This is a genomic window from Methylomonas sp. 11b, assembly GCF_000515215.1.
In the GTDB taxonomy this organism is placed as follows: Bacteria; Pseudomonadota; Gammaproteobacteria; order Methylococcales; family Methylomonadaceae; genus Methylomonas.
Genome location: NZ_KI911557.1, coordinates 4,106,281 through 4,125,312 on the forward strand (window position 1 = coordinate 4,106,281; position 19,032 = coordinate 4,125,312).

Genomic DNA, 19,032 nt, shown 5'->3' on the forward strand with positions numbered 1-19,032 from the left:
TCCCAGTTGCCCGCACGGAGACCGTCTATGAAAATGCAGTTTAATGATTACCTGAAATATTTTCGTCAGGATTTTTCGGCCAGCATCGTGGTGTTTCTGGTGGCCTTGCCCTTGTGTCTCGGGGTGGCGTTGGCGTCCGGCGCACCTTTATTCGCCGGGGTTATCGCCGGCATGATCGGTGGTATCGTCGTGTCGTGGTGTAGCGGGTCGCAGCTCAGCGTCTCCGGCCCCGCGGCGGGCCTGACGGTCATCGTCTTCAACGCCATCGAAACCTTGGGCAATTACAAGGCTTTTTTGTTGAGCCTGATGTTTGCCGGGATTTTCCAAATCCTGTTCGGTTTCGTTCGGGCTGGGGCGATTGCGGCGTTTTTCCCTACCGCGGTGATCAAAGGTATGTTGGCGGCTATCGGCATGATCCTGATCATCAAGCAAACCCCGCATGCTACCGGTTACGATGAAGGCTACGCGGCGGATGAGAGTTATATGCCGGATACCGCCGGCTCCAGTTTCATCGAGTTTACGCAATCCTTGCACGGTATTTCGCCCGGCGCGACCCTGGTGGCTTGCGTGGCCTTGTTGATTCTAATTTTTTGGGAAAGCGCTTTCATCAAACAATTTAATGCCTTACGGATGATTCCGGGGCCGCTATTGGCGGTGATTTGGGGGGTATCTTTCAATGCCTGGGCCTTGGCGGCTGCGCCGGAATGGTCTATCGGCGTCAAGTATCTGGTATCTTTGCCGGAACTGGGTTCCACCGGTAATTTTGTTAACCAGTTGCGCTTGCCGGATTTCAGCTATCTCGGCAATCCCAAGATTTATAGCATCGCGCTGACTCTGGCCATCATCGCCAGCCTGGAGACCCTGCTAAGCGTCGAAGCGGTGGACAAGCTCGACCCGCATAAACGCGTTTCGCCGACCAATCGCGAATTGAAAGCCCAGGGCCTGGGCAACCTGCTCAGTGGTTTGATGGGCGGCTTGCCGATCACGGCAGTGATTGTGCGCAGCTCGGCCAACATCAATGCCGGCGGTCAAACCCGGGTATCCAGTTTTTTCCATGGGGTGCTGTTATTGATCAGCGTATTGTTTTTCGCGCATTTTCTGAACATGATCCCATTAGCCTGTCTGGCGGCGATTTTGCTGCAAACCGGTTACAAGCTGGCGAAGCCGGCCATGTTTGTGGAGTTTTACCAAAAAGGTCTGAATCAATTTGTGCCGTTTGCGATCACCGTGTTCGCGATTTTATTTACCGACTTGTTGGAAGGTATCGCGATAGGTATGGTGTGCGGTATTTTTTTCGTATTACGGGCCAATTTCCATGCGGCTATCACCTTAACCCAGCATGGGCCCAACTATTTGCTGAGGCTGCACAAGGACGTGTCTTTTTTAAATAAAGCCTTGCTTCGTAATTATCTGGGCAGTATCGCCGATGATAGTGAATTGATCGTTGATGGTGGCAAAGCGTTGTTTATCGATCACGACATTCTGGAAACGCTAAGCGATTTCCTGCAAGCGGCACCGGATCGGAATATCCAAGTGGAGTTACAAGGTTTTGCTCTGGAATCTCGATTGCTTGAGCAGGATGCCGTCTTCATACCCCGCTTGGCTGCGGCGGGACATTAGCTGGAAACACGCCTGTTAGGATTTGGCAAACGCATGGCTTTGCATCAATCCAGCAAGATGCAAAGCCATAGGCAGATCCGATGCCTTGCGAACTATTTAATGACTCGCTGTTTTCTTTGCGTGATGCCGGCCATTCCTAGGGCTGAAGCAAACAGCCAGACGGCTCCCGGCAACGGGACCACGGAAGCCTGTATGTGATACGAGTAACCCGCTTTTATGTTATCTACTGCCGCGAAGCCGTCCATGCTCACGGATTCATCGCTCAGGGTTCCGTACCAAGACGATGGGTTGGGGGTGGGCATTGTCACACAGGACGCGATAAGGCCTAGTGGCACAGGACAGCCGGAAGATGCCGACTCCGAATGAAAGGCTGTGCCGCTAGTCATAAGACTAAAGAAACTTGGGAAATCGAAGCTATGGATTGCGCCGTTCAGCGTGACGTTGGCGTTGGTAAACAATAGCTTGTCGGCAATTCCACCGCTTGCCGGCGTTGCAGAAGGGTTCGCCGTACTTTGATAGCGTTCGACGTCAAATGATCCGGCTATGCTGAACGGTCCAAAGTTCTCACTTGGCTCTGAGCCGTCTGCGCCGATTACGATAAAAGAGGGGATGTAGGTAGCAAAGCTTTCCGCTGAGTTAATAACGTAATGAGTCGTTGCGGTCTTGATGAAGTCCGAGCCAGCAACCACGGTCGCCTGCGCGGAGCCAATCGCCATCATTCCGCCTAACAGAGCGATGCCGCGTGAAATAGCCAAAAATCTAAACATGAATTTTCCTTGAATTGTTGAAATGACAGGCTTCCTAACCATGCGTTAGGCCACGCGGATTCTATAGACACGGGTAATTTCAGTCAAACAAATAAGCTATGCTGCCAGGCGGCTTTGCCGTTTACCCAGTTGCCGATACCGTGTCATGCAAAGGCATTTAAATGCGTTTCCAAAAAATCGATAAATGCCCGGGTTTTGGTCGGCATCAAACGTCGGCCGGGGAACACCAGCCAAGCCGTGGTTTGCGGCAAGCACCATTCCGGCAGCACGCGCACTAACTCTTGATTAGGTAGGTAAGTGCTGGCGTATGAGTCCGGCGCGGCGACGATGCCTTGATCCTGGATTGCCAGTTTGACCAATAATTCCGGCGAGTTGGCTTTGACGCGTACCGGCGGCATACCCAGCCATTGTTGGTCGCCTTTACTCAGTTGCCAGACCGGGGCTTCCCGATTACCGGCCAGCAGGCTGAGGGCATCGTGTGTTAATAATTCTTCAGGTTGCTTAGGTGTGCCGCGTTTATGCAAATAGGCTTGTGACGCATACAAGCCCCAGGTTTGCAGGTTCAGGCGCTTGGCCGTCAAGGTGGCGTCGTCAGGCAGATCGCCCATCCGAATCGCCAAATCAAAACTCTCGCTGAGTAAATCCACTCGCCGCGCGGATAAATCGATCTCCAAGGCAATCGCCGGGTAAGTATCGCTGAATTCGGCCAGCAGCGGCGCCAAGAATAGATTGGCAAAGTCGTTGGGCATCGAGATGCGCAGCACACCGCTGGGCTGGATTTGCCGGTGTTGCGCCAAGGCCATCGCCGCTTCGATTTCTTCGCCCACTTGCCGGCCATGTTGCAGCAAGCGCAAGCCAAATTCGGTTAGATTCAGTTGCCGGGTGGTGCGTTGCAGCAGACGTTCGCCCAGCTGTTTTTCCAGATTGCTGATGCGCCGCGACAGGGTTGATTTTGGTAAACCCAGCAATTCGCCGGCTTTAGAAAAACTGCCGGCGTCGGCAATTTTGGCGAATAGCCACAGGTCGTTAGGTTCTATCTGCATTATTGTTCCTCCAATGGAACAATGTTATCCATTTTCCGGTCTTCTGCCCAATATTATCCAGGCGTATAGTCAACCCAACTTCAACACCTTTGGGAGACTTAAATGAACATTCTACAAATCAACTCCAGCATCCGCGCCGAAAATGCCTATTCCAGCCGCTTGGCCGATAGCTTGGTTGCCGGCTTACGGCAGCAAGCGCCGGCTGCACAATTGGTCGTGCGCGACTTGGCGAAAACCCCGCATCCGTTGCTGGATGAAGCGGCTTTGATCGCATTGAGTACGCCCGTCGAGCAACGCAGCCCTGCGCAAGCACAACGGGTAGCGCTGGACGACGCCTTAATTGCTGAAATTCAACAAGCCGACATCGTGGTGTTGACTGCGCCGATGTATAACTTCGGCATTCCGGCACAATTGAAAGCCTGGATAGACGCTATCGCCCGCGCCAGAGTGACGTTTCAATACACCGAAAACGGCGTGGAAGGCTTGCTGAAAAACAAACAGGTCTATGTAATCCAAACCGCCGGCGGCAAACATAGCGGCACCGAGACCGACAGCCAAAGTGCTTATTTACGTACCGTCCTGGGATTTTTGGGTATGACCGATGTCACCTTTATTTACGCGGAAGGTTTGGCGATGGGCGGCGATGCCGAACAATTGGCCCTGCAAACCGCTGCTACCCAGATCGCCGTGTTGGCAGCCTGATCGTTAAGCTTATTTCGGGAGATTAGTCATGAACACAGAAGCAGTGAAAACAGATGTAGTCCAACATTCGCGCGCTATCGAACAACTCGTGGTCGGGCACGCGACTTCGGACGGCGCCGGCGTGAAATTGACCAGGGTGTTGGGTCAGGCTTTACAGCAACGTCTCGATCCGTTTTTGATGCTGGATGCCTTCGGCAGCGATAAACCTAACGATTACATCGCCGGCTTTCCGAACCATCCGCATCGGGGTTTCGAGACTTTGACCTATTTGATTGCCGGGCGGATGCGGCATAGCGACAATGCCGGTCATCAAGGCTTGTTGGAAACCGGCGGCATTCAATGGATGACCGCCGGGCGCGGGATTATCCATTCGGAAATGCCCGAGCAAAAAGACGGCTTGCTGGAAGGCTTTCAGTTGTGGATCAATCTGCCTGCCGCCGAGAAGATGCAGTCGGCGGGTTACAAAGACGTGCAAAGCGAGCAGATTCCGGAATTTGTCACGGCTGACGGCGTCAAGGTGCGGGTGATAGCCGGCAGTAGCCATGGCGCAGCGGGGGCAATTCAACGGCCTGATACCGAACCGCTATTTCTGGACGTGCATGTACCGGCTGGCGTTAGTTTCAGCCAGTCTCTGCCCGTTGGCCATAACGCTTTTTTCTATGTATATCACGGCGAAGCGGCTGTGGCCGAGCGGTCGGTATCCGCGCAACGCATGGCGGTTCTGAACAACGATGCGTCCGCAGATGGGGTAATCTTGCAAGCCAAGCAAGACAGCCGCTTGATATTGGTGGCCGGCGCGCCGCTACGCGAGCCTATCGTGCAACACGGGCCGTTTGTGATGAATACCCGCGAGCAGATTGAGCAAGCCATAGACGATTACCAGGCCGGTCGCTTTAACGCAGCCGCTTAGTAGCTTACAGAAGATTTTCATGGGAGTAGAGACGATGAATTCGGCCAAGCCTGACAACCGCAACTTGCCAAGGATGCCGGCCTTATTCATCGGTCACGGCAGCCCGTTGAATGCGATTGAAGAGAGCGAATTCAGTCGAGCTTGGGCGGCGCTGGGACAAAGCCTGCCCAGGCCCAAGGCCATTTTATCTGTCTCCGCGCATTGGCAAACCAAGGGCACTTGGGTTACCGCGATGCCGCAACCGAGGACCATCCACGACTTTTACGGCTTTCCGCAAGCCTTATTCGATTTTGTCTATCCGGCGCCGGGCAGCCCCGCATTGGCGGCTAAGATTCAGGCCGAGATGCCATTTATTCAGCTGGATCAGGAGTGGGGTCTGGATCATGGCAGCTGGTCGATTTTGTGCCATATGTTTCCGAATGCCGACATTCCTGTTTTACAACTCAGTCTGGATAGCGATAAGTCGCCGGAAGAACACTATCAACTGGGCAAAGCGTTACGCTGGCTAAGGGACGAAGGCGTGTTGATCGTCGGCAGCGGCAACATCGTGCATAACTTGCAGGCAGCGATTTGGCGGGATACTGCCCATGACTGGGCCGTAACGTTTGCCGAACGGGTTAAACAATTGATTCGCGCCGGCGATCACCGGGCCTTAATTCACTACCAGGCGCTAAAAGATGCGGCTTTGGCTATTCCCACCGACGAGCATTTTCTGCCCTTGCTGTATATCCTGGGTTTGCAAGACGAGGGCGATAAGCTGAGTTTTTTAACCGACAAAACTACGCTGGGCGCCATAGCCATGTTATCTGTCCAATTAGGTTAATCGGGCGAAACGATGTTTCTGCTTAGCCTGTTCGCCGTCAGTGTTGGTGTGCCGCCGCATTCGAGCATAAAATTGCCGGCTTAACCAGCCTCTGCATCTGCCCACCACTATGTCCAAGCACCAACTTCACCGCCAATCATCTGCAAGCAAACCCGCTAGTAGCGTGGCAATTTCTGGAAATGAAGATCGGGAATACGCGGTTAGCTGGCCCGATTACGAGTTACTGGATGCCGGTGACGGTAAAAAACTGGAGCGCTGGGGCGAGGTGATAACCATCCGTCCGGAGATTCAAGCGCAGTCCAAGCCGGGTTGGTCATGGCTAGAATGGCAGGACAGGGCGCATTGGGAGTTTGTAGAGCTATCATCCACCCAAGGTAGCTGGAAAAGTCTGAAGCCGAATTCACCGGACCACTGGCAAATTGCCTATGAGCAATTGCAGTTTGGCTTGAAACTCACCAAATTTAAACATGTCGGCTTATTTCCGGAGCAGCAGGCTAACTGGAAGTTTATCGCTGAACATTTGCAGCCAGGGCAAAAAATGTTGAATCTGTTTGCTTATACCGGTGCGGCCTCGCTGGTGGCGAGAGCGAAAGGCGCGGAAGTGGTGCATGTGGATTCGGTCAAGCAAATGCTGGATTGGGCCAATGACAACATGGCGCGTAGCGGGCTGACCGACATTAAATGGGTGTTGGAAGATGCCTTGAAATTTGCCAAGCGCGAATTGAAACGCGGCAACCATTACGATGGCATCATCATGGACCCGCCGGCCTGGGGTTTGGGGGCCAAGGGCGAAAAATGGAAGCTGGAAAATCAGCTAGCCGATTTGATCGAAACGGCGCGCCGCTTGATGAATCCCGGCGGGTTTCTAATCCTGAATACTTACTCGCCGAAAGTGGAATGGGCGGATTTGGCCAACAACGCCGCCCCATGCTTTGCTAAAAACCAAATCGAAATAAAACAGCTCTGGATGCAAAGCAAAACCGGCAAAGCCTTGTTTTACGGCAATTTGCTGCGGGCGACGGCTTAATCCGTGAATTGATTGAGGACCCGAATTCCTGTGCCGGCAAAGTCACCAACATGCCGGGTGACAACGGTAAGATCGTAAATTAACGCCGTAGCAGCGATCAATTTATCCAAGGGGTGTTGAGGATTTGGTACGCGCATTTTCCCCCAAACCAGCGCAATCTCGGTGTCGATAGGCAGGACATGATGGCGATATTCCTTCATAAGCTGGTTTAGCCAGTTCTCGAGTAACTCGCCTTGGCTAAAATCGCCGCGGTGATAAATCAGATCCACGCCGCGCCGCAATTCACCGACGGTGACGACAGAAATATACAGCTTGTGATCATTTTGGGCGACGCCAGCAAAGAACTGGTTAACGCCCGGATTTGTCTTGCTGCCTTTGCGGATTTCGCTAATCACATTCGTGTCAATCAAATACATCAGCCAAATCGCTCTCGGTATCAACACGCAGAAAGTCAGTATCCGAGCCGACATTGGGCATGGCGGCTAGCGCTTCCGTAAAAGATTTCCGTTGCGGCCCGGTCAAAACCTCCGCCAGGATGGCGCGATGTTCTGCTTCTGTGGAACGATGGTGGGCGGCAGCTCTGGCTTTCAAAGCCTTAACCAGCGTTTCATCAAGATTTCTAACAACAAGGCTGGGCATAGCTAACTCCAAGGGGTGGTGCTATCAATGCTAGCACGCGCTTTGGCGTAGCGGCAGTTTTTTAACTCTAACGTTGTTGGCCCGTAAAAAACGGCCGAGTCGCAAAGATGCCATCCGCAAAACGCTTACCTTGCCAGGCCAAACTGCGTTTCAAGACAAAATCGAAGCGGAAGGGGTGGTATTCCTGTAAGGCCAATAGCGGTTCGATGGCGTCTGCCGCCAGCAAGCCGGCTTTGGCAAAAGCTTCGGGTGAAATCAACGGCAAAATCCCGGTCAGGGGGTAGTCTGAACCATATAGCAATCGACCATGCCAGCTCGTTTCCGTCAGCAAGGTCTTAATGACCTCCATGTCACGATTGCGCAAGGTAATCGCGGAAATATCCCCAAATAGCCTATCTTGCCACTGTTTATCGGCCATCAGCTTGGCAAACAAGTCAAAGCTTCTGACTTCCCGGCCGTCTTCATCCACATCCGTGCCCAACGTCGCGCAATGGGCGATCACAACCCGGACGCCAGCATCGAGAGCCCGCCGCAAACGTAGCGGATTGCCGAATAAAGGTTGGTCGGCACCATGCAACGCGTTTTCTTCGCCGCCGTGGGTAATGATCGGGATGTTTAATTGCGCAGCCGCTTTATAAAACCGGTCGCATTGCGGCGAAGCCGGGTCTATGCCCATCGCCGGCGGCAGCCATTTGACGGCACGCGCGCCATTCGCCACGGCTTTTTCCAATACCGTCACGCAATCCTGGCGATAAGGATGGATGCTGGCCACCTATTCGAAGCGCTCCGGATAGGCTTGCGCCAAACTTTGGGCGTACTCATTGGGCACAAAAAATGCGGTATTGGCATGATCCGGGTCGCCGCTGGCGCCGTGAGCGCGGTCGAAGGCATACAGCATGGCCTTAGCGCCCTTGGGCGTAGTATCCATCAGTGCGCGCAGACGCTTGACGAATGCGACGTCTTGGTGGGTGTCGGGGATGCAGGCGGCGTTGGCGTAGGCCCAATGTTGCAGGGTTTGCACCGGGTGCTTTAGCGGCGCGTGCATATCCGGCGTTTGCGTAATGCCGCTTCCGCTGTCGCCGGAACCGACGATATGCGTGTGGCAATCCCACCAGTCTGCCGGATTAATACCTTGCCAGGCGGCGGTTTCCAGGGCTGATGCTGGCGTCCCGGTCGGATCGAGGCATTGGTTGGTTAAGCGAAATAGCGCAGACGCCGGTGTGCTGGCGGAAGCCAAGCCGGCAGCCGCTAGTTTTAGAAAACGGCGGCGGGCGCAACTTTTAGCGGGCATGCGATGGTTTGATGGCATGGGGTGTTTTTTAGGTCGGATGCTGTGGGGATAGGATCCGAAAAATCAAATGGGTTGTAAAGAGGCTGGGGCGCATTTCGAGTGGGTTGGTGCTACCGCCATGGCCTCGCGGGTTTGGCGATTAATAACCCGGCTCTTAAATTTCTTGGATTCGTCATTTCTGGGAAGGAGGGAGCCATTAGACGGCTCAAGGAATCCAGTATAGCCGCTGGACTCCCGCCTTTGCGGGAGCGACGATGTTTAAGGGCTAGGTCAAAAAATTTCTTAGAACTTAGAAACTTATTGCGCCCTCGAGAAAGAACGTTCTTTGTGGATAAGGATGGAATACATAAGCCGTTTTGTCCGTCAGGTTGTTGATACCGAATGAGATGCGACTTTTCGCAGGTTTACCGAGCAAATCGTATTTGAAGCGGTAACTGGTTTTGAAGTCCAGGAAGAAAAAGCCGTCCTGAGAGCCGAACACGTTGTTAACGTGGTCGCCGTTGTCGATATCGTTGTATGAGTCGCTGGTGTAGCGGCCGGCCATTGATGTGTCCCAAGCCTCACTGATGTGATAAGTAGCTAGGGCATTGAAGCGCCATTCGGGTAGTCGAATCCGTTCTTTTCCGGTCAGATTGTAACGGGTGGGTGAGCCACTCGCTTCCGTGAAGATGAGGTCCGGCCCGCCATCTTCCACGATGGCATTCATCCACGTGGCGTTAAAATTCAAATCGAAGTCAGAATCTAGCACCCGAGCTTGGTCGTATACCAATTCTACGCCGGTGGTGCTGGTAGCAGGAATGTTTTGAAACCCATTCTCTGTAAAAACGCCCGATGCGCGGCGGACTTGCTGGATCGTGTTGCGTATGTCATCCCGGAACACATTGACCCGCACATAGCCGTTGTCCAATCCGTATTCGATCATGAAGTTGTGATGCCAGCCGTCCTCGGCTTTTAAGTTTTCATTCGCGGTCGTTACGCTTGTTGGAGACACGGAGTTTTGATACATCTCCGCGATGACCGGAAAACGATAAGCACGGCCGAAAGAGTAGCGGAATTTCCAATTGGCTGGTTCAAAGCCTAAAGATGCTTTCGGCGAAATTGCATCGTCACTGCGATCCGGCAAATCCCGGCCGCGACCCACACCACTGGAAGCCAACCACCACTCGTAACGCGCGCCCAAGGTCAAATCCCAGTCGGGAGCAAAGTGGTAGGCGAACTGACCGAACATCGCATTGGTAGTCACTTCGCCTTGATTACGTCTATCTAACGATTCAGCGCCAATTCGATTTGCCGAATAGCTGTCATAACCAAATTGCTTGAAATTCATGTTGTAGTTATCGAAGTGGTAACCACCTAAGAACTCTAATGGCTTCCAGCCGAACAATTCCCGGGTGCTTAGTTTCAGGTCGTAGTTCTTCCAATTGAAGTCGTCAAATACCTGCAATTGGCCGGAGTTTCGATTGCGGGGATCATCAGGTGAGAAAAACGCTGATCGGCGTTCGTCTTTTATGACATCCAGATAACTGAACGTGGTGTCGATGTCCCAGGTATCGGTGATAGCCCCTTTAAGCTGCATACCGATTTGCATGGTTTGCCTTTCGTCGTCTGAAGGGCCAAAGCCGCTGTTTTGAACATTGAACGCTCTGCCAGCGAATACAGCATCACGAGTACTGTTGTTGCTGTCAGTAGTATTATCGCCGTAGTAGGCGTTGCCGTTTGCAGAGGTCAAATAATTGCGCGGTTTTTCTGATTTGCGGGTACGTTCTTCGAATGCACCGGTAAATATCGCCTGCAAATCCGGGGTGATGTCGTAGCCTACTTTAAGCTTAACCAGGTCTGTATTGACCAATTCAGGGCCGGTGTCGCCGTAGATATAACTCGGCGTGCCGCGGGTGTCCAGTGTCGGTACCGCGCCGTTTACTGCGGTCGTTACACCGGTAGGATTACGCAAACCGGTATTGTCGATGAAGTAACTCATAGGTTGGCTTTCCGCTTCCAAGCGATTATAGGAAAGCAGAGCCGACCATTTATCCAGACGGTTGCCGTACGAGAAATATTGCCGATTGCCGTCAAAGGTGCCGCCATCGGCGCCAATGTTCTCCCAAGGCTGCACGAAGTAGCTGGTTTCTCCGTAGTACTCTTCTTTCATCGGCATGTGAGTTTTGATATTTACCACGCCACCGATGGAATTGCCGCTGTATTCTGCGGAAAAAGGACCGTATACCACGTCAACCGCGTCGATTTCGTTTGGGCCCACCATGGACCAGCGCGGCGCCCCGTTGAAAGAAGCTTGCAATTGATTGTGCAGGGGCAAGCCGTCGGCGTAGACCATGTTTCTGGCCGTAGAGAACATATCGGCACCACGGATGCCCAACACGCCGTTAGGGTCGCCGATGTAACGTTGACGAATTTGTAAGCTCGGTTGGTACTTGACGGCTTCCTCGGTGGTTTGGGCGTTTTGCCGTTCAATTTCGGCGCGTGATAAGCGGGTGGATGGCGAGGTGAAATGCGAGTCTTTCGCCACTTCACCGGTGATAACCATTTCTTCCATCACCTCGTCTTTTGTGTTACTGCCCGCGGCAGGAGTTTCCGACGACACTAGTTTTGATGCTGTTTGGCTATCGCTAACAATGGACTGGTCCGTTGGCTTGGAAGCTTCTGCATTTTTTGCCGCATGTTTCGTCGCGTCGCCAGTACTTTTCTTCTGTGTTTCAGCGATGGCTAAATTGCTGGTAATGGCCAGCAGAACAGCAGTAGACAGTAAAGAACGCATCGGCAATCTATGTTGTGCTGATTTCTCAAGTGTTTCGGATTGATTTTTCACGTTTAATCTCGGTTGTAATTATTATTTCTGGATTATTGCTAAGTTTTTTAGCTTTCTGATCTAATCACTTTTAGCGATTCTCAGAGCTTGATCATGCTGATAGCCAACAGGTTTTCCGGATAAAAGATATTCCGAAATTCCGGCAAGATTGGGGCCAAGATTAAATGGCTTTGATTTTATTGATAAATAATTAATAGTTGCGGCTTATTTTTAATAAACTGTGTTATTTGACTGATTTTTTGGTTTTTTTTGGGTGATACGCCTCGTTATTCCAAGACACTATGCTTGGGACCCATATCCTTTAAACCAGCGAGAGTTTTAAAAGATGCTGGATAGTTCAATATTTTCAACAATTTGATGCGTACACCGGCTTATAAAAGATTGAGGTGCTTGCGTAGTGAAATTATTAAGTGCCTAGTCATAAAGGGTCAGTCATGCAGAAACAAAAAAATAAAACTATGTTAAAAAACGATGTTCCGTGGATTGGATTTAGACGACAGCAACTTTGTCGTCACATCCTCCGTTTAGGCTTGAATGTCGTCCTAACTGGCGTTAAGGTGCTTGCTGATTTTGATGTCTACAATCGGCCTGCGATAGCAGCTTATTTAATAAGGATACTATGAACATAAGAACCATTCTGGTTGGTCTAGCTTTAAACCTAATTGGCAGTAACGCGGTTTGGGCGGATCAGGTCGAAATAAAACCCTTCATCCCCGGCAGTTACCAACAGATCTTGGCGGCAAGCCCCAATCAGCCTTTAATGCTGGCGATCTGGTCGGTGGATTGTCCGTCATGCCTAAAGGACATGGACATCCTAGGTAAACTGCACGAGAAACATCCGGCTTTAAAAATCGTCATGTTAGCCACCGACGATGCTGAAGCCTTGCCGGAGATTAAGCGGATTATTGATAGCCACAAGTTGGGCGGGCTGGAGAACTGGGCGTTTGCTTCGGACAATCCGGAAAAGCTGCGTTACGAAATCGACCCGGCCTGGTACGGCGAATTACCCAGAACTTATTTCTTCGACGCTGGCCATCAGCGTGTGGGTAAGAGCGGGGCGATGTCGCTGGAAGAATTCGAAGCGCAATTCAGTAAGTTGAAGATGTGATGTCTCTGGGGAAACTATAAACAGCCCTCTCCCTCTGGGAGAGGGCTAGGCTGATGGATGTAAATAATTGGTTTTATTCCCCTCATCCCAACCTTCTCCCGGAGGGAGAAGGAGGTTTTTTAATTTTCAGAAGTCCCCTCCATAACTGAACTAGAGCAAAGGCAGGTATTAGCCCGTCTTTGCGGTTTGCCGCGAGCCATACCAGTAATAGACCGCAATCCCCAGCAGATTCCAGATCAGAAAATACAGCTGCGTAGCACTCGGCAGGCTGATAAAAAGATACAGGCAGCCGATTATCGCAATCGGCCCGGTGACCCAGGCCATGGGCGCGGAAAATTTCCGAACCATTCCCGGCTGCCTGCGCCGCAATAGCAGCATGCACAGCGACACGGTCATAAACGCCAGCAAAGTCCCGGCATTGGCCAGCGCGGCGATTTCGGCCAAGGGAAATAGACCGGCGATAATGCTGACGATGGCGGCGGTAAATAACACGGTGCGCACCGGCATGCCGCGGCGCGAGACCTTGGCCAGAGCGCGCGGTAGCAAACCGTCGCGGGCCATCGCAAAGAAAATCCGGCTTTGTCCGTAGAAAAACGCCAGCACCACGGTCGGCAAAGCAATCACCGCCGATGCCGCCAACCAGCGTGCCGCGTTAGGTCGGTCCAACTCGCGCAGGATCAGCGCTAAGGGCTCCGGGCTGTCGGCGAAGCGCCGATAATCCAAAGCACCCAGCGCCGCCACCGCCACGACGACATAAATCAGCACGCAGATCAGCATAGAGCCGACGATGCCTAGCGCCAAATCGCGATCAGGATTGCGAGTTTCCTCTGCGGCAGTGGCAATGGCATCGAAGCCGTAGAAGGCAAAAAAGATGATGGCCGCCGAGGCCATTACCCCGCGCTCCACGCCATCAGCGCCCAGGGTTTTAACAAAGCCAAACGGCATGAAGGGATGAAAATGTGTAACGTCCAACAATGGCAGCACCACCGCAATAAACACCAGCAAAGCGGTGAGCTTTACCATCACCAACAAGGCATTGACGCTGGCGCTCTCTTTGGTGCCGACCAGCAGTAGCGTGGTGACGACCAGGATGATAATAATCGCCGGCAGATTGATCAATCCACCCAGTTCCGGGCCTTGCATCCACTGCATCGGCACGCCCAAGCCTTCCTGCAGCAGCGGTGCTGCGTAACCGGACCAGCCGACCGCTACCGCGCTGACCACCAGCGAATATTCTAAAATCAGGCTCCAACCCACAAACCAGGCCGCCCATTCGCCGATGACAATATAGGCATAGGTGTAGGCTCCGCCGGCGGCCGGCATCAGTGTCGCCATTTCCGCATAAGCCAAGGCCGCACAGGCGCAAATCGCCCCGGCAATCACAAACGCCAGGATCACCGCCGGCCCTGCCTTCGCTGCACCGACGCCGATCAAAGTTAAAATGCCGGTGCCGACAACCGCCCCTACGCCCAGCGCCATGAGGTGCGGCCAGCTTAAACTAGCCTGCAATCGGTGTTCGGCCGGCACCCTGTCAGCGGCCGACCAGGTTTTGCGCATGCGCCAATTGTTCACGATCTATCCCCTTTGCGGCTGGCAAGCCGGTAAAATACCGAGCTAATTCGCTCTATCCCAATGGAATCCCACATGAAAATTATCTCCTGGAATGTCAACGGCATCCGCGCCGTGCAAGATAAAGGTTTTGCCGATACGCTGAGCCAACTCGACGCCGACTGCGTGTTGTTGCAAGAAACCAAAGCCCAAGACGAGCAAGTCAGCAAGGCTTTGGAAAATATACACGGCTATCACCTGTACACCAACTCGGCGGAACGCAAGGGTTATTCCGGTGTGGCGATATTAAGCCGGCAACCGCCGCTGCAAGTGGTGCACGATATGGGCATTGCCGAACACGACCAGGAAGGCCGGGTAATCGTCGCGGAATTCGAAACGTTTTATCTATTGAATGTCTATGTACCCAATTCCGGCGACGGCTTGGCGCGGCTGGATTACCGGCAGACCTGGGATAAAGAGTTTTTGGCCTACATGCAAAAGCTGCAAAGCCAAAAACCGCTGATAGCTTGCGGCGATTTTAACGTCGCCCACCAAGCCATCGACATTGCTCGACCCAAAGCCAATTACAACAAATCCGCCGGCTATACCCAAGTCGAGATCGACGGCTTCAGTAACTTCGTCGAAGCTGGGCTGATCGACAGTTTCCGCCATCTGCACCCCGATACCGTGGCCTACAGCTGGTGGAGCTATCGCGCCAATGCTCGCGCCAACAACATCGGTTGGCGGATCGATTACGTTTTAACCAGTGAGGCTTTGACCAGCCAGATCAAGGACGCCTTCATTCTTCCGGAAGTGACTGGTTCCGATCATTGCCCGGTCGGTATCGAGCTGGCGCTTTGAACCGGAAAATCTAAAAGTCCCCTCTCCCTCCGTACCCGCAGGGCATAAAGGAGAGGGCTAGGGTGAGGGATGTTTTTAATTTTTTGATTTTCATCAATCATGAGCGAACCAGAGCATTTGCTGCAACAACACCGTCAAGCCCTGCTGGCTTGCGCCCGATGTCCGGCCATGATCCGCCCTGTAGTCAGCGGCAAACCGGTGTTGTCGCCGATTTTGCTGATTGGCCAGGCACCCGGCGACAAGGAAGGCGCACTCGGTAGGCCATTTGCCTGGACGGCGGGCAAGACGATGTTCAAATGGTTTGCCCAGATCGGGCTGGACGAAGCCAGTTTTCGGGAGCGGGTGTATATGGCGGCTGTGTGCCGCTGCTTTCCGGGCAAAAATCCCAAGGGCGGCGACCGCGTGCCCAACCCGCAGGAAATCGAGCAATGTGGAACTTGGCTGCAAGCAGAGGTAGCACTGTTACAGCCTAAGTTGATCATCCCGGTCGGCAAGCTTGCAATACAGCAAATGTTGCCGGTCGACAAACTCAGCGACGTCATCGGCGGCCTGCATCGCCTGAATTTTCACGGCCACGACACCGACGTCATCCCGCTGCCGCATCCCTCCGGCGCCTCCACCTGGCATCGTACCCAGCCGGGCGCCAGTTTGCTGGAAGCGGCTTTGGCCACTATTCAGGAACATGCCGCTTGGCGACAGGTGTTGAGCGGTTGATGGGCTGGGTTGTTTTGTTTTGTTTATTGCTTCTTAAGGGGCACCCTATAGGATGTGCCGACGTTAGGAGGCGCATCGATCGAGTCACCATGACCCCATGACCGAATACCGTCGATTTTACATACCCAACGCCATGTGGTTTTTCACCGTCAATCTTGCCGAACGGAAAAACAATGACCTGCTGATTGATAGGATTGACGAATTGCGAAATGCCTTTCGGTATGTAAAGCAACGCAAACCTTTTCATATCGATGCCATCGTTATCATGCCTGATCATTTGCATTGTGTTTGGACCTTGCCACCCGATGACGGCGATTTCTCTGTCAGATGGAATATCTTGAAAGGGCGGTTTTCCAGGTCAATTGACCATGGAGAACGAATTTCGAAAAGTCGGCAAAAACGCCGCGAGCGTGGTGTTTGGCAGCGGCGATTTTGGGCGCACCTAATTGAAGACCAAGAAGATTACAATCGCCACGTCGATTATATTCATTGGAATCCGGTAAAACACGGCCATGTGAAAAACGTAGTCGATTGGCCATATTCAAGTTTCCACCGTTTTGTGAAACAGGGAGTGTATGCAGAGAGTTGGGGGAAGAATGAAAGGCCGGACATTAAAGGTATCGAGTAACTCGACAGATGCGCCTCCTGGCGTCGGCACATCCTATTTGGCGCAGGCTATCGCATTGAAAGCCCTGTTTGTCATTATGCCCGAAACAATAAAGGTGCTCAGTCCAAAATAGGTTGTGCCGAGCCATACGAGGCGCAACAGTCGTGATTGATGTGCCCACAACGGCAGCATCCTATTTTCGCCAGGATTTAGCGCACCTTATCGAGTTATTTTCGTCAGGGTTTTGCGAACATTATCGCGTTTGAACATGACCAGAGTTTCTTATGCCCCATATGTTCAAAAATTTTTGATTAAGAGATTTTCAATGGTTCACAGCAATTTAAGATTCAAACCAATTCGTTGGATAAATCAGTTCCCGCTTGGAGAGGATGGCGGGCCAGAACCCTTTTCTATTGATATTGGACCACTCTCAAAATATGGAGGTGAGCTATATTGGCATATGCAAGACCTTTGTCAGTTTCATCAAATTATTTATAAAGATATAAATCGTAGATCTGTACTACTGGATGAGCAGGAGGCTATTCATAAAATAAAATGGGGTGAGTATCCACCAAATCTTGATGAAGATGATTTGTTATGGTTTCAGGTTCAGAATATAAGATCCCTAGACTCTTTGTTGGCTTGTGAACAAGAAATAACTAGAATTAAAAGATTTGTTGATCAATATACCGTAATTGGGCTGTCCGCAGCCTTGGAAAAGTTTCTGTTTAACTTTATAACGTGTATCGAATACTATTTCCCAACAATTTCGATTGAGGATAATTTAAGTATATTCAAATGGGAGGATTTTGAACGTAAGTTCAAATTGAAAGGAATAAAATTTAAAGACTTAGATGGTTATGCTGATACCAATGAATGTCGGACGTTGAATAACGCGATTAAACATAGTGAAATAGTCGATAATAGGCTTGCAAGATTTTCGTATTTTGAGTCATACAAAGGTGTAAATTTAAAAAAATTAGATTTCGAAATGCAGCGGTACCTAAATGGTGTTTCAAATTTTCTTGGTCATGTCATGGATTCTGGAAATAGACTGATCGGTTATTCTATGACTTTCTAAAAATACGAATTCAATTCTGGTAACTTAGTCAAGGGCGTAAGGCGCAATAAGCAACGGACATTGCGCCAATTCCTTAGTCATGGCCCAGGCCCCACAGCCGACAAATCGGTATTCTGCTCACTCAACGACCAACCACCCCCCAAGGCTTTATACAATTGCACCTGGGCGACCAACACATCCAGTCTCGCCTGCACCCGGCTGTTTTCGGTGCTGAGGTAACTGGTCTGGGTGTTTAACAAGGCTTGATAATCGATGGCACCTAATCGGTAGCGCTCCTGGGAGATGTTGTAAGCCAGCCGGGCTTGCGCGGCGGCGGTTTCCAGGGCGCTGAGGCGACGGCTGGAGTTGTTGTAAATAGCTGCGGCGTCTTCGACTTCCTTGAACGCCGTCAGCACGGTTTTCCGATAGGTTTCCACCAACTCCGCGTTCGCGGCCAGCGCGTTGCTCAAAGCACCTTCCAAACGCCCGCCTTGAAACAGGGGTTGGGTCAGGCCGGCCGCCAGCGTCGCGGCGACGCCGGCCGGTTGCGGGTTGGCTAACACGCTGCCCAGGCTGAGTTGCAATTTTGGGTAAAACGCGGCGCGCGCCACGGCGATGTCGGCGTTGGCAGCGATCAATTGCATTTCCACCTGACCGATGTCCGGCCGGCGTTGCAGTAGCGTGGCCGGTTGCTCGGCGGCAATGTCGGGCACGGCAAGGTCCACGAAACGCGCGGGTTCCAGGGCCAGATTTTGCGGCGGATGACCGAGCAGTATCGCCAGGCTGTTTTCCGCCAGCGTTTGCTGCTGCATCAATAAATCCAGGCTGGCGCGGGCGTTGGCTTGCGCGGTGCGCTGTTGCGCCACTTCCAGTTCATAAGCCGCGCCGGCGCGTTGCCGGGCTTCGATGATGGTCAAAATCGCGTTGACGGTGTCCAGGAAATCGCTGGCGATTTGCCGACGTTCCTGGATTGCCAGCAGATTGAAATATGCCTGGCCGACGTCGGACATCACCACCAATTTCAAAGCATCGCGGGCGAAGATTTGACTGAGCATCAGCGCGGTGCCGGCGTCGCGTCGGGCGCGGTTGGCGCCCCATAAATCCACTTCGTAGGCAATGTCGATTTGACCGCTGCTTTGTTGGCTGTCGGTTTTGGTGTTCCGATTGTCGCGGAAATCGCCGCTCAAGCTAGCCGCCGGCCATAACCCGGCGCCGGCGATTTTGGCTTGGGCGCGGGCTTGGGCGACGCGTTGCGTAGCGGCAGCCAGATCGTTGTTATAGGCCAAAGCCTCGCGCATTAAGCGGTTGAGTTGGTTGCTGGCAAAGGCTTGCCACCATTGCGGATCGACGCTTGCCGAGGTGGTTTGCGCGGGTTCGTGCCATTGCGCCGGGGTTTCCACCGTTGGCCGTTGGTATTCGGTCAGTAAATTGCAGCCGGTTGCGACACTCAGCAAGCCAGCTAATAACACTGGATAACTAGGCTTCATC

At 52.4% G+C, this 19,032-nt stretch carries 19 protein-coding genes; 10 read left to right on the forward strand and 9 right to left on the reverse strand.

Annotated features, from left to right (window positions below):
* Positions 1–27: 27 nt before the first annotated feature.
* Complete coding sequence (locus METH11B_RS0119755; RefSeq protein ID WP_020483152.1) at positions 28–1,620, forward strand: SulP family inorganic anion transporter; 1,593 nt, start codon at positions 28–30, stop codon at positions 1,618–1,620.
* Between the two features lie 92 nt (positions 1,621–1,712).
* Here METH11B_RS0119755 and METH11B_RS0119760 read toward each other — a convergent pair whose 3' ends face one another.
* Complete coding sequence (locus METH11B_RS0119760) at positions 1,713–2,387, reverse strand: hypothetical protein (protein WP_026603498.1); 675 nt, start codon at positions 2,385–2,387, stop codon at positions 1,713–1,715.
* Between the two features lie 143 nt (positions 2,388–2,530).
* Complete coding sequence (locus METH11B_RS0119765) at positions 2,531–3,430, reverse strand: LysR family transcriptional regulator (RefSeq protein WP_026603499.1); 900 nt, start codon at positions 3,428–3,430, stop codon at positions 2,531–2,533.
* A gap of 102 nt (positions 3,431–3,532) precedes the next feature.
* On the opposite strand from METH11B_RS0119765, the gene METH11B_RS0119770 reads away from it, so the two are divergent.
* The 4 genes from METH11B_RS0119770 (at position 3,533) to METH11B_RS0119785 (ending at position 6,892) form a co-directional block, all read left to right on the forward strand.
* Positions 3,533–4,132, forward strand: coding sequence for an FMN-dependent NADH-azoreductase (locus METH11B_RS0119770; protein ID WP_026603500.1), 600 nt, complete (start codon positions 3,533–3,535; stop codon positions 4,130–4,132).
* 28 nt (positions 4,133–4,160) lie between these two features.
* The gene (locus METH11B_RS0119775) at positions 4,161–5,042 is read left to right on the forward strand and encodes a pirin family protein (protein WP_026603501.1); all 882 of its coding nucleotides are present in this window, start codon (positions 4,161–4,163) and stop codon (positions 5,040–5,042) included.
* Between the two features lie 34 nt (positions 5,043–5,076).
* Positions 5,077–5,865: a 4,5-DOPA dioxygenase extradiol gene (ygiD, locus tag METH11B_RS0119780; protein ID WP_026603502.1), complete on the forward strand. Its 789-nt coding sequence runs from the start codon at positions 5,077–5,079 to the stop codon at positions 5,863–5,865.
* 163 nt (positions 5,866–6,028) lie between these two features.
* Complete coding sequence (locus METH11B_RS0119785) at positions 6,029–6,892, forward strand: class I SAM-dependent methyltransferase (RefSeq protein ID WP_231499642.1); 864 nt, start codon at positions 6,029–6,031, stop codon at positions 6,890–6,892.
* Here METH11B_RS0119785 and METH11B_RS0119790 read toward each other — a convergent pair.
* The 5 genes from METH11B_RS0119790 to METH11B_RS0119810 all read right to left on the reverse strand — a co-directional run bounded on the left by METH11B_RS0119790 (position 6,889) and on the right by METH11B_RS0119810 (position 11,646).
* Positions 6,889–7,308 carry a type II toxin-antitoxin system VapC family toxin gene (locus tag METH11B_RS0119790; protein ID WP_026603504.1) on the reverse strand — a complete coding sequence of 140 codons (420 nt, stop codon included), beginning with the start codon at positions 7,306–7,308 and terminating at the stop codon, positions 6,889–6,891. The genes METH11B_RS0119785 and METH11B_RS0119790 overlap by 4 nt on opposite strands.
* Positions 7,295–7,531: a FitA-like ribbon-helix-helix domain-containing protein gene (locus METH11B_RS0119795; protein ID WP_026603505.1), complete on the reverse strand. Its 237-nt coding sequence runs from the start codon at positions 7,529–7,531 to the stop codon at positions 7,295–7,297. Before METH11B_RS0119795 ends, METH11B_RS0119790 begins: the two co-directional genes overlap by 14 nt.
* 67 nt (positions 7,532–7,598) lie before the next feature.
* Positions 7,599–8,303 carry an amidohydrolase family protein gene (locus METH11B_RS29560; RefSeq protein ID WP_026603506.1) on the reverse strand — a complete coding sequence of 235 codons (705 nt, stop codon included), beginning with the start codon at positions 8,301–8,303 and terminating at the stop codon, positions 7,599–7,601.
* A complete protein-coding gene (locus METH11B_RS29565) occupies positions 8,304–8,822 on the reverse strand; it encodes a hypothetical protein (protein ID WP_026603507.1) in 519 nt (172 codons plus the stop codon).
* Positions 8,823–9,111: 289 nt separating this feature from the next.
* Positions 9,112–11,646, reverse strand: a complete 2,535-nt coding sequence (locus METH11B_RS0119810) for a TonB-dependent receptor (RefSeq protein ID WP_231499643.1) — start codon at positions 11,644–11,646, stop codon at positions 9,112–9,114.
* A gap of 619 nt (positions 11,647–12,265) precedes the next feature.
* Here METH11B_RS0119810 and METH11B_RS0119815 point away from each other — a divergent pair.
* Complete coding sequence (locus METH11B_RS0119815) at positions 12,266–12,754, forward strand: TlpA family protein disulfide reductase (RefSeq protein WP_020483141.1); 489 nt, start codon at positions 12,266–12,268, stop codon at positions 12,752–12,754.
* Positions 12,755–12,922: 168 nt separating this feature from the next.
* Here METH11B_RS0119815 and METH11B_RS0119820 read toward each other — a convergent pair whose 3' ends face one another.
* Positions 12,923–14,326, reverse strand: a complete 1,404-nt coding sequence (locus METH11B_RS0119820; RefSeq protein WP_036276235.1) for an amino acid permease — start codon at positions 14,324–14,326, stop codon at positions 12,923–12,925.
* Between the two features lie 72 nt (positions 14,327–14,398).
* On the opposite strand from METH11B_RS0119820, the gene METH11B_RS0119825 reads away from it, so the two are divergent.
* The 4 genes from METH11B_RS0119825 (at position 14,399) to METH11B_RS0119840 (ending at position 17,565) form a co-directional block, all read left to right on the forward strand.
* The gene (locus METH11B_RS0119825; protein ID WP_026603510.1) at positions 14,399–15,163 is read left to right on the forward strand and encodes an exodeoxyribonuclease III; all 765 of its coding nucleotides are present in this window, start codon (positions 14,399–14,401) and stop codon (positions 15,161–15,163) included.
* Between the two features lie 168 nt (positions 15,164–15,331).
* Positions 15,332–15,877, forward strand: coding sequence for a uracil-DNA glycosylase family protein (locus METH11B_RS0119830; RefSeq protein WP_036277908.1), 546 nt, complete (start codon positions 15,332–15,334; stop codon positions 15,875–15,877).
* 97 nt (positions 15,878–15,974) lie between these two features.
* Complete coding sequence (locus METH11B_RS0119835; RefSeq protein WP_026603512.1) at positions 15,975–16,505, forward strand: REP-associated tyrosine transposase; 531 nt, start codon at positions 15,975–15,977, stop codon at positions 16,503–16,505.
* A 247-nt stretch (positions 16,506–16,752) separates the two neighbouring features.
* Positions 16,753–17,565, forward strand: a complete 813-nt coding sequence (locus METH11B_RS0119840; RefSeq protein ID WP_155931148.1) for a hypothetical protein — start codon at positions 16,753–16,755, stop codon at positions 17,563–17,565.
* 77 nt (positions 17,566–17,642) lie between these two features.
* On the opposite strand, the gene METH11B_RS0119845 is transcribed toward METH11B_RS0119840, so the two are convergent.
* The gene (locus tag METH11B_RS0119845; protein ID WP_197026980.1) at positions 17,643–19,031 is read right to left on the reverse strand and encodes an efflux transporter outer membrane subunit; all 1,389 of its coding nucleotides are present in this window, start codon (positions 19,029–19,031) and stop codon (positions 17,643–17,645) included.
* Between the last annotated feature and the right edge of the window lies 1 nt (position 19,032).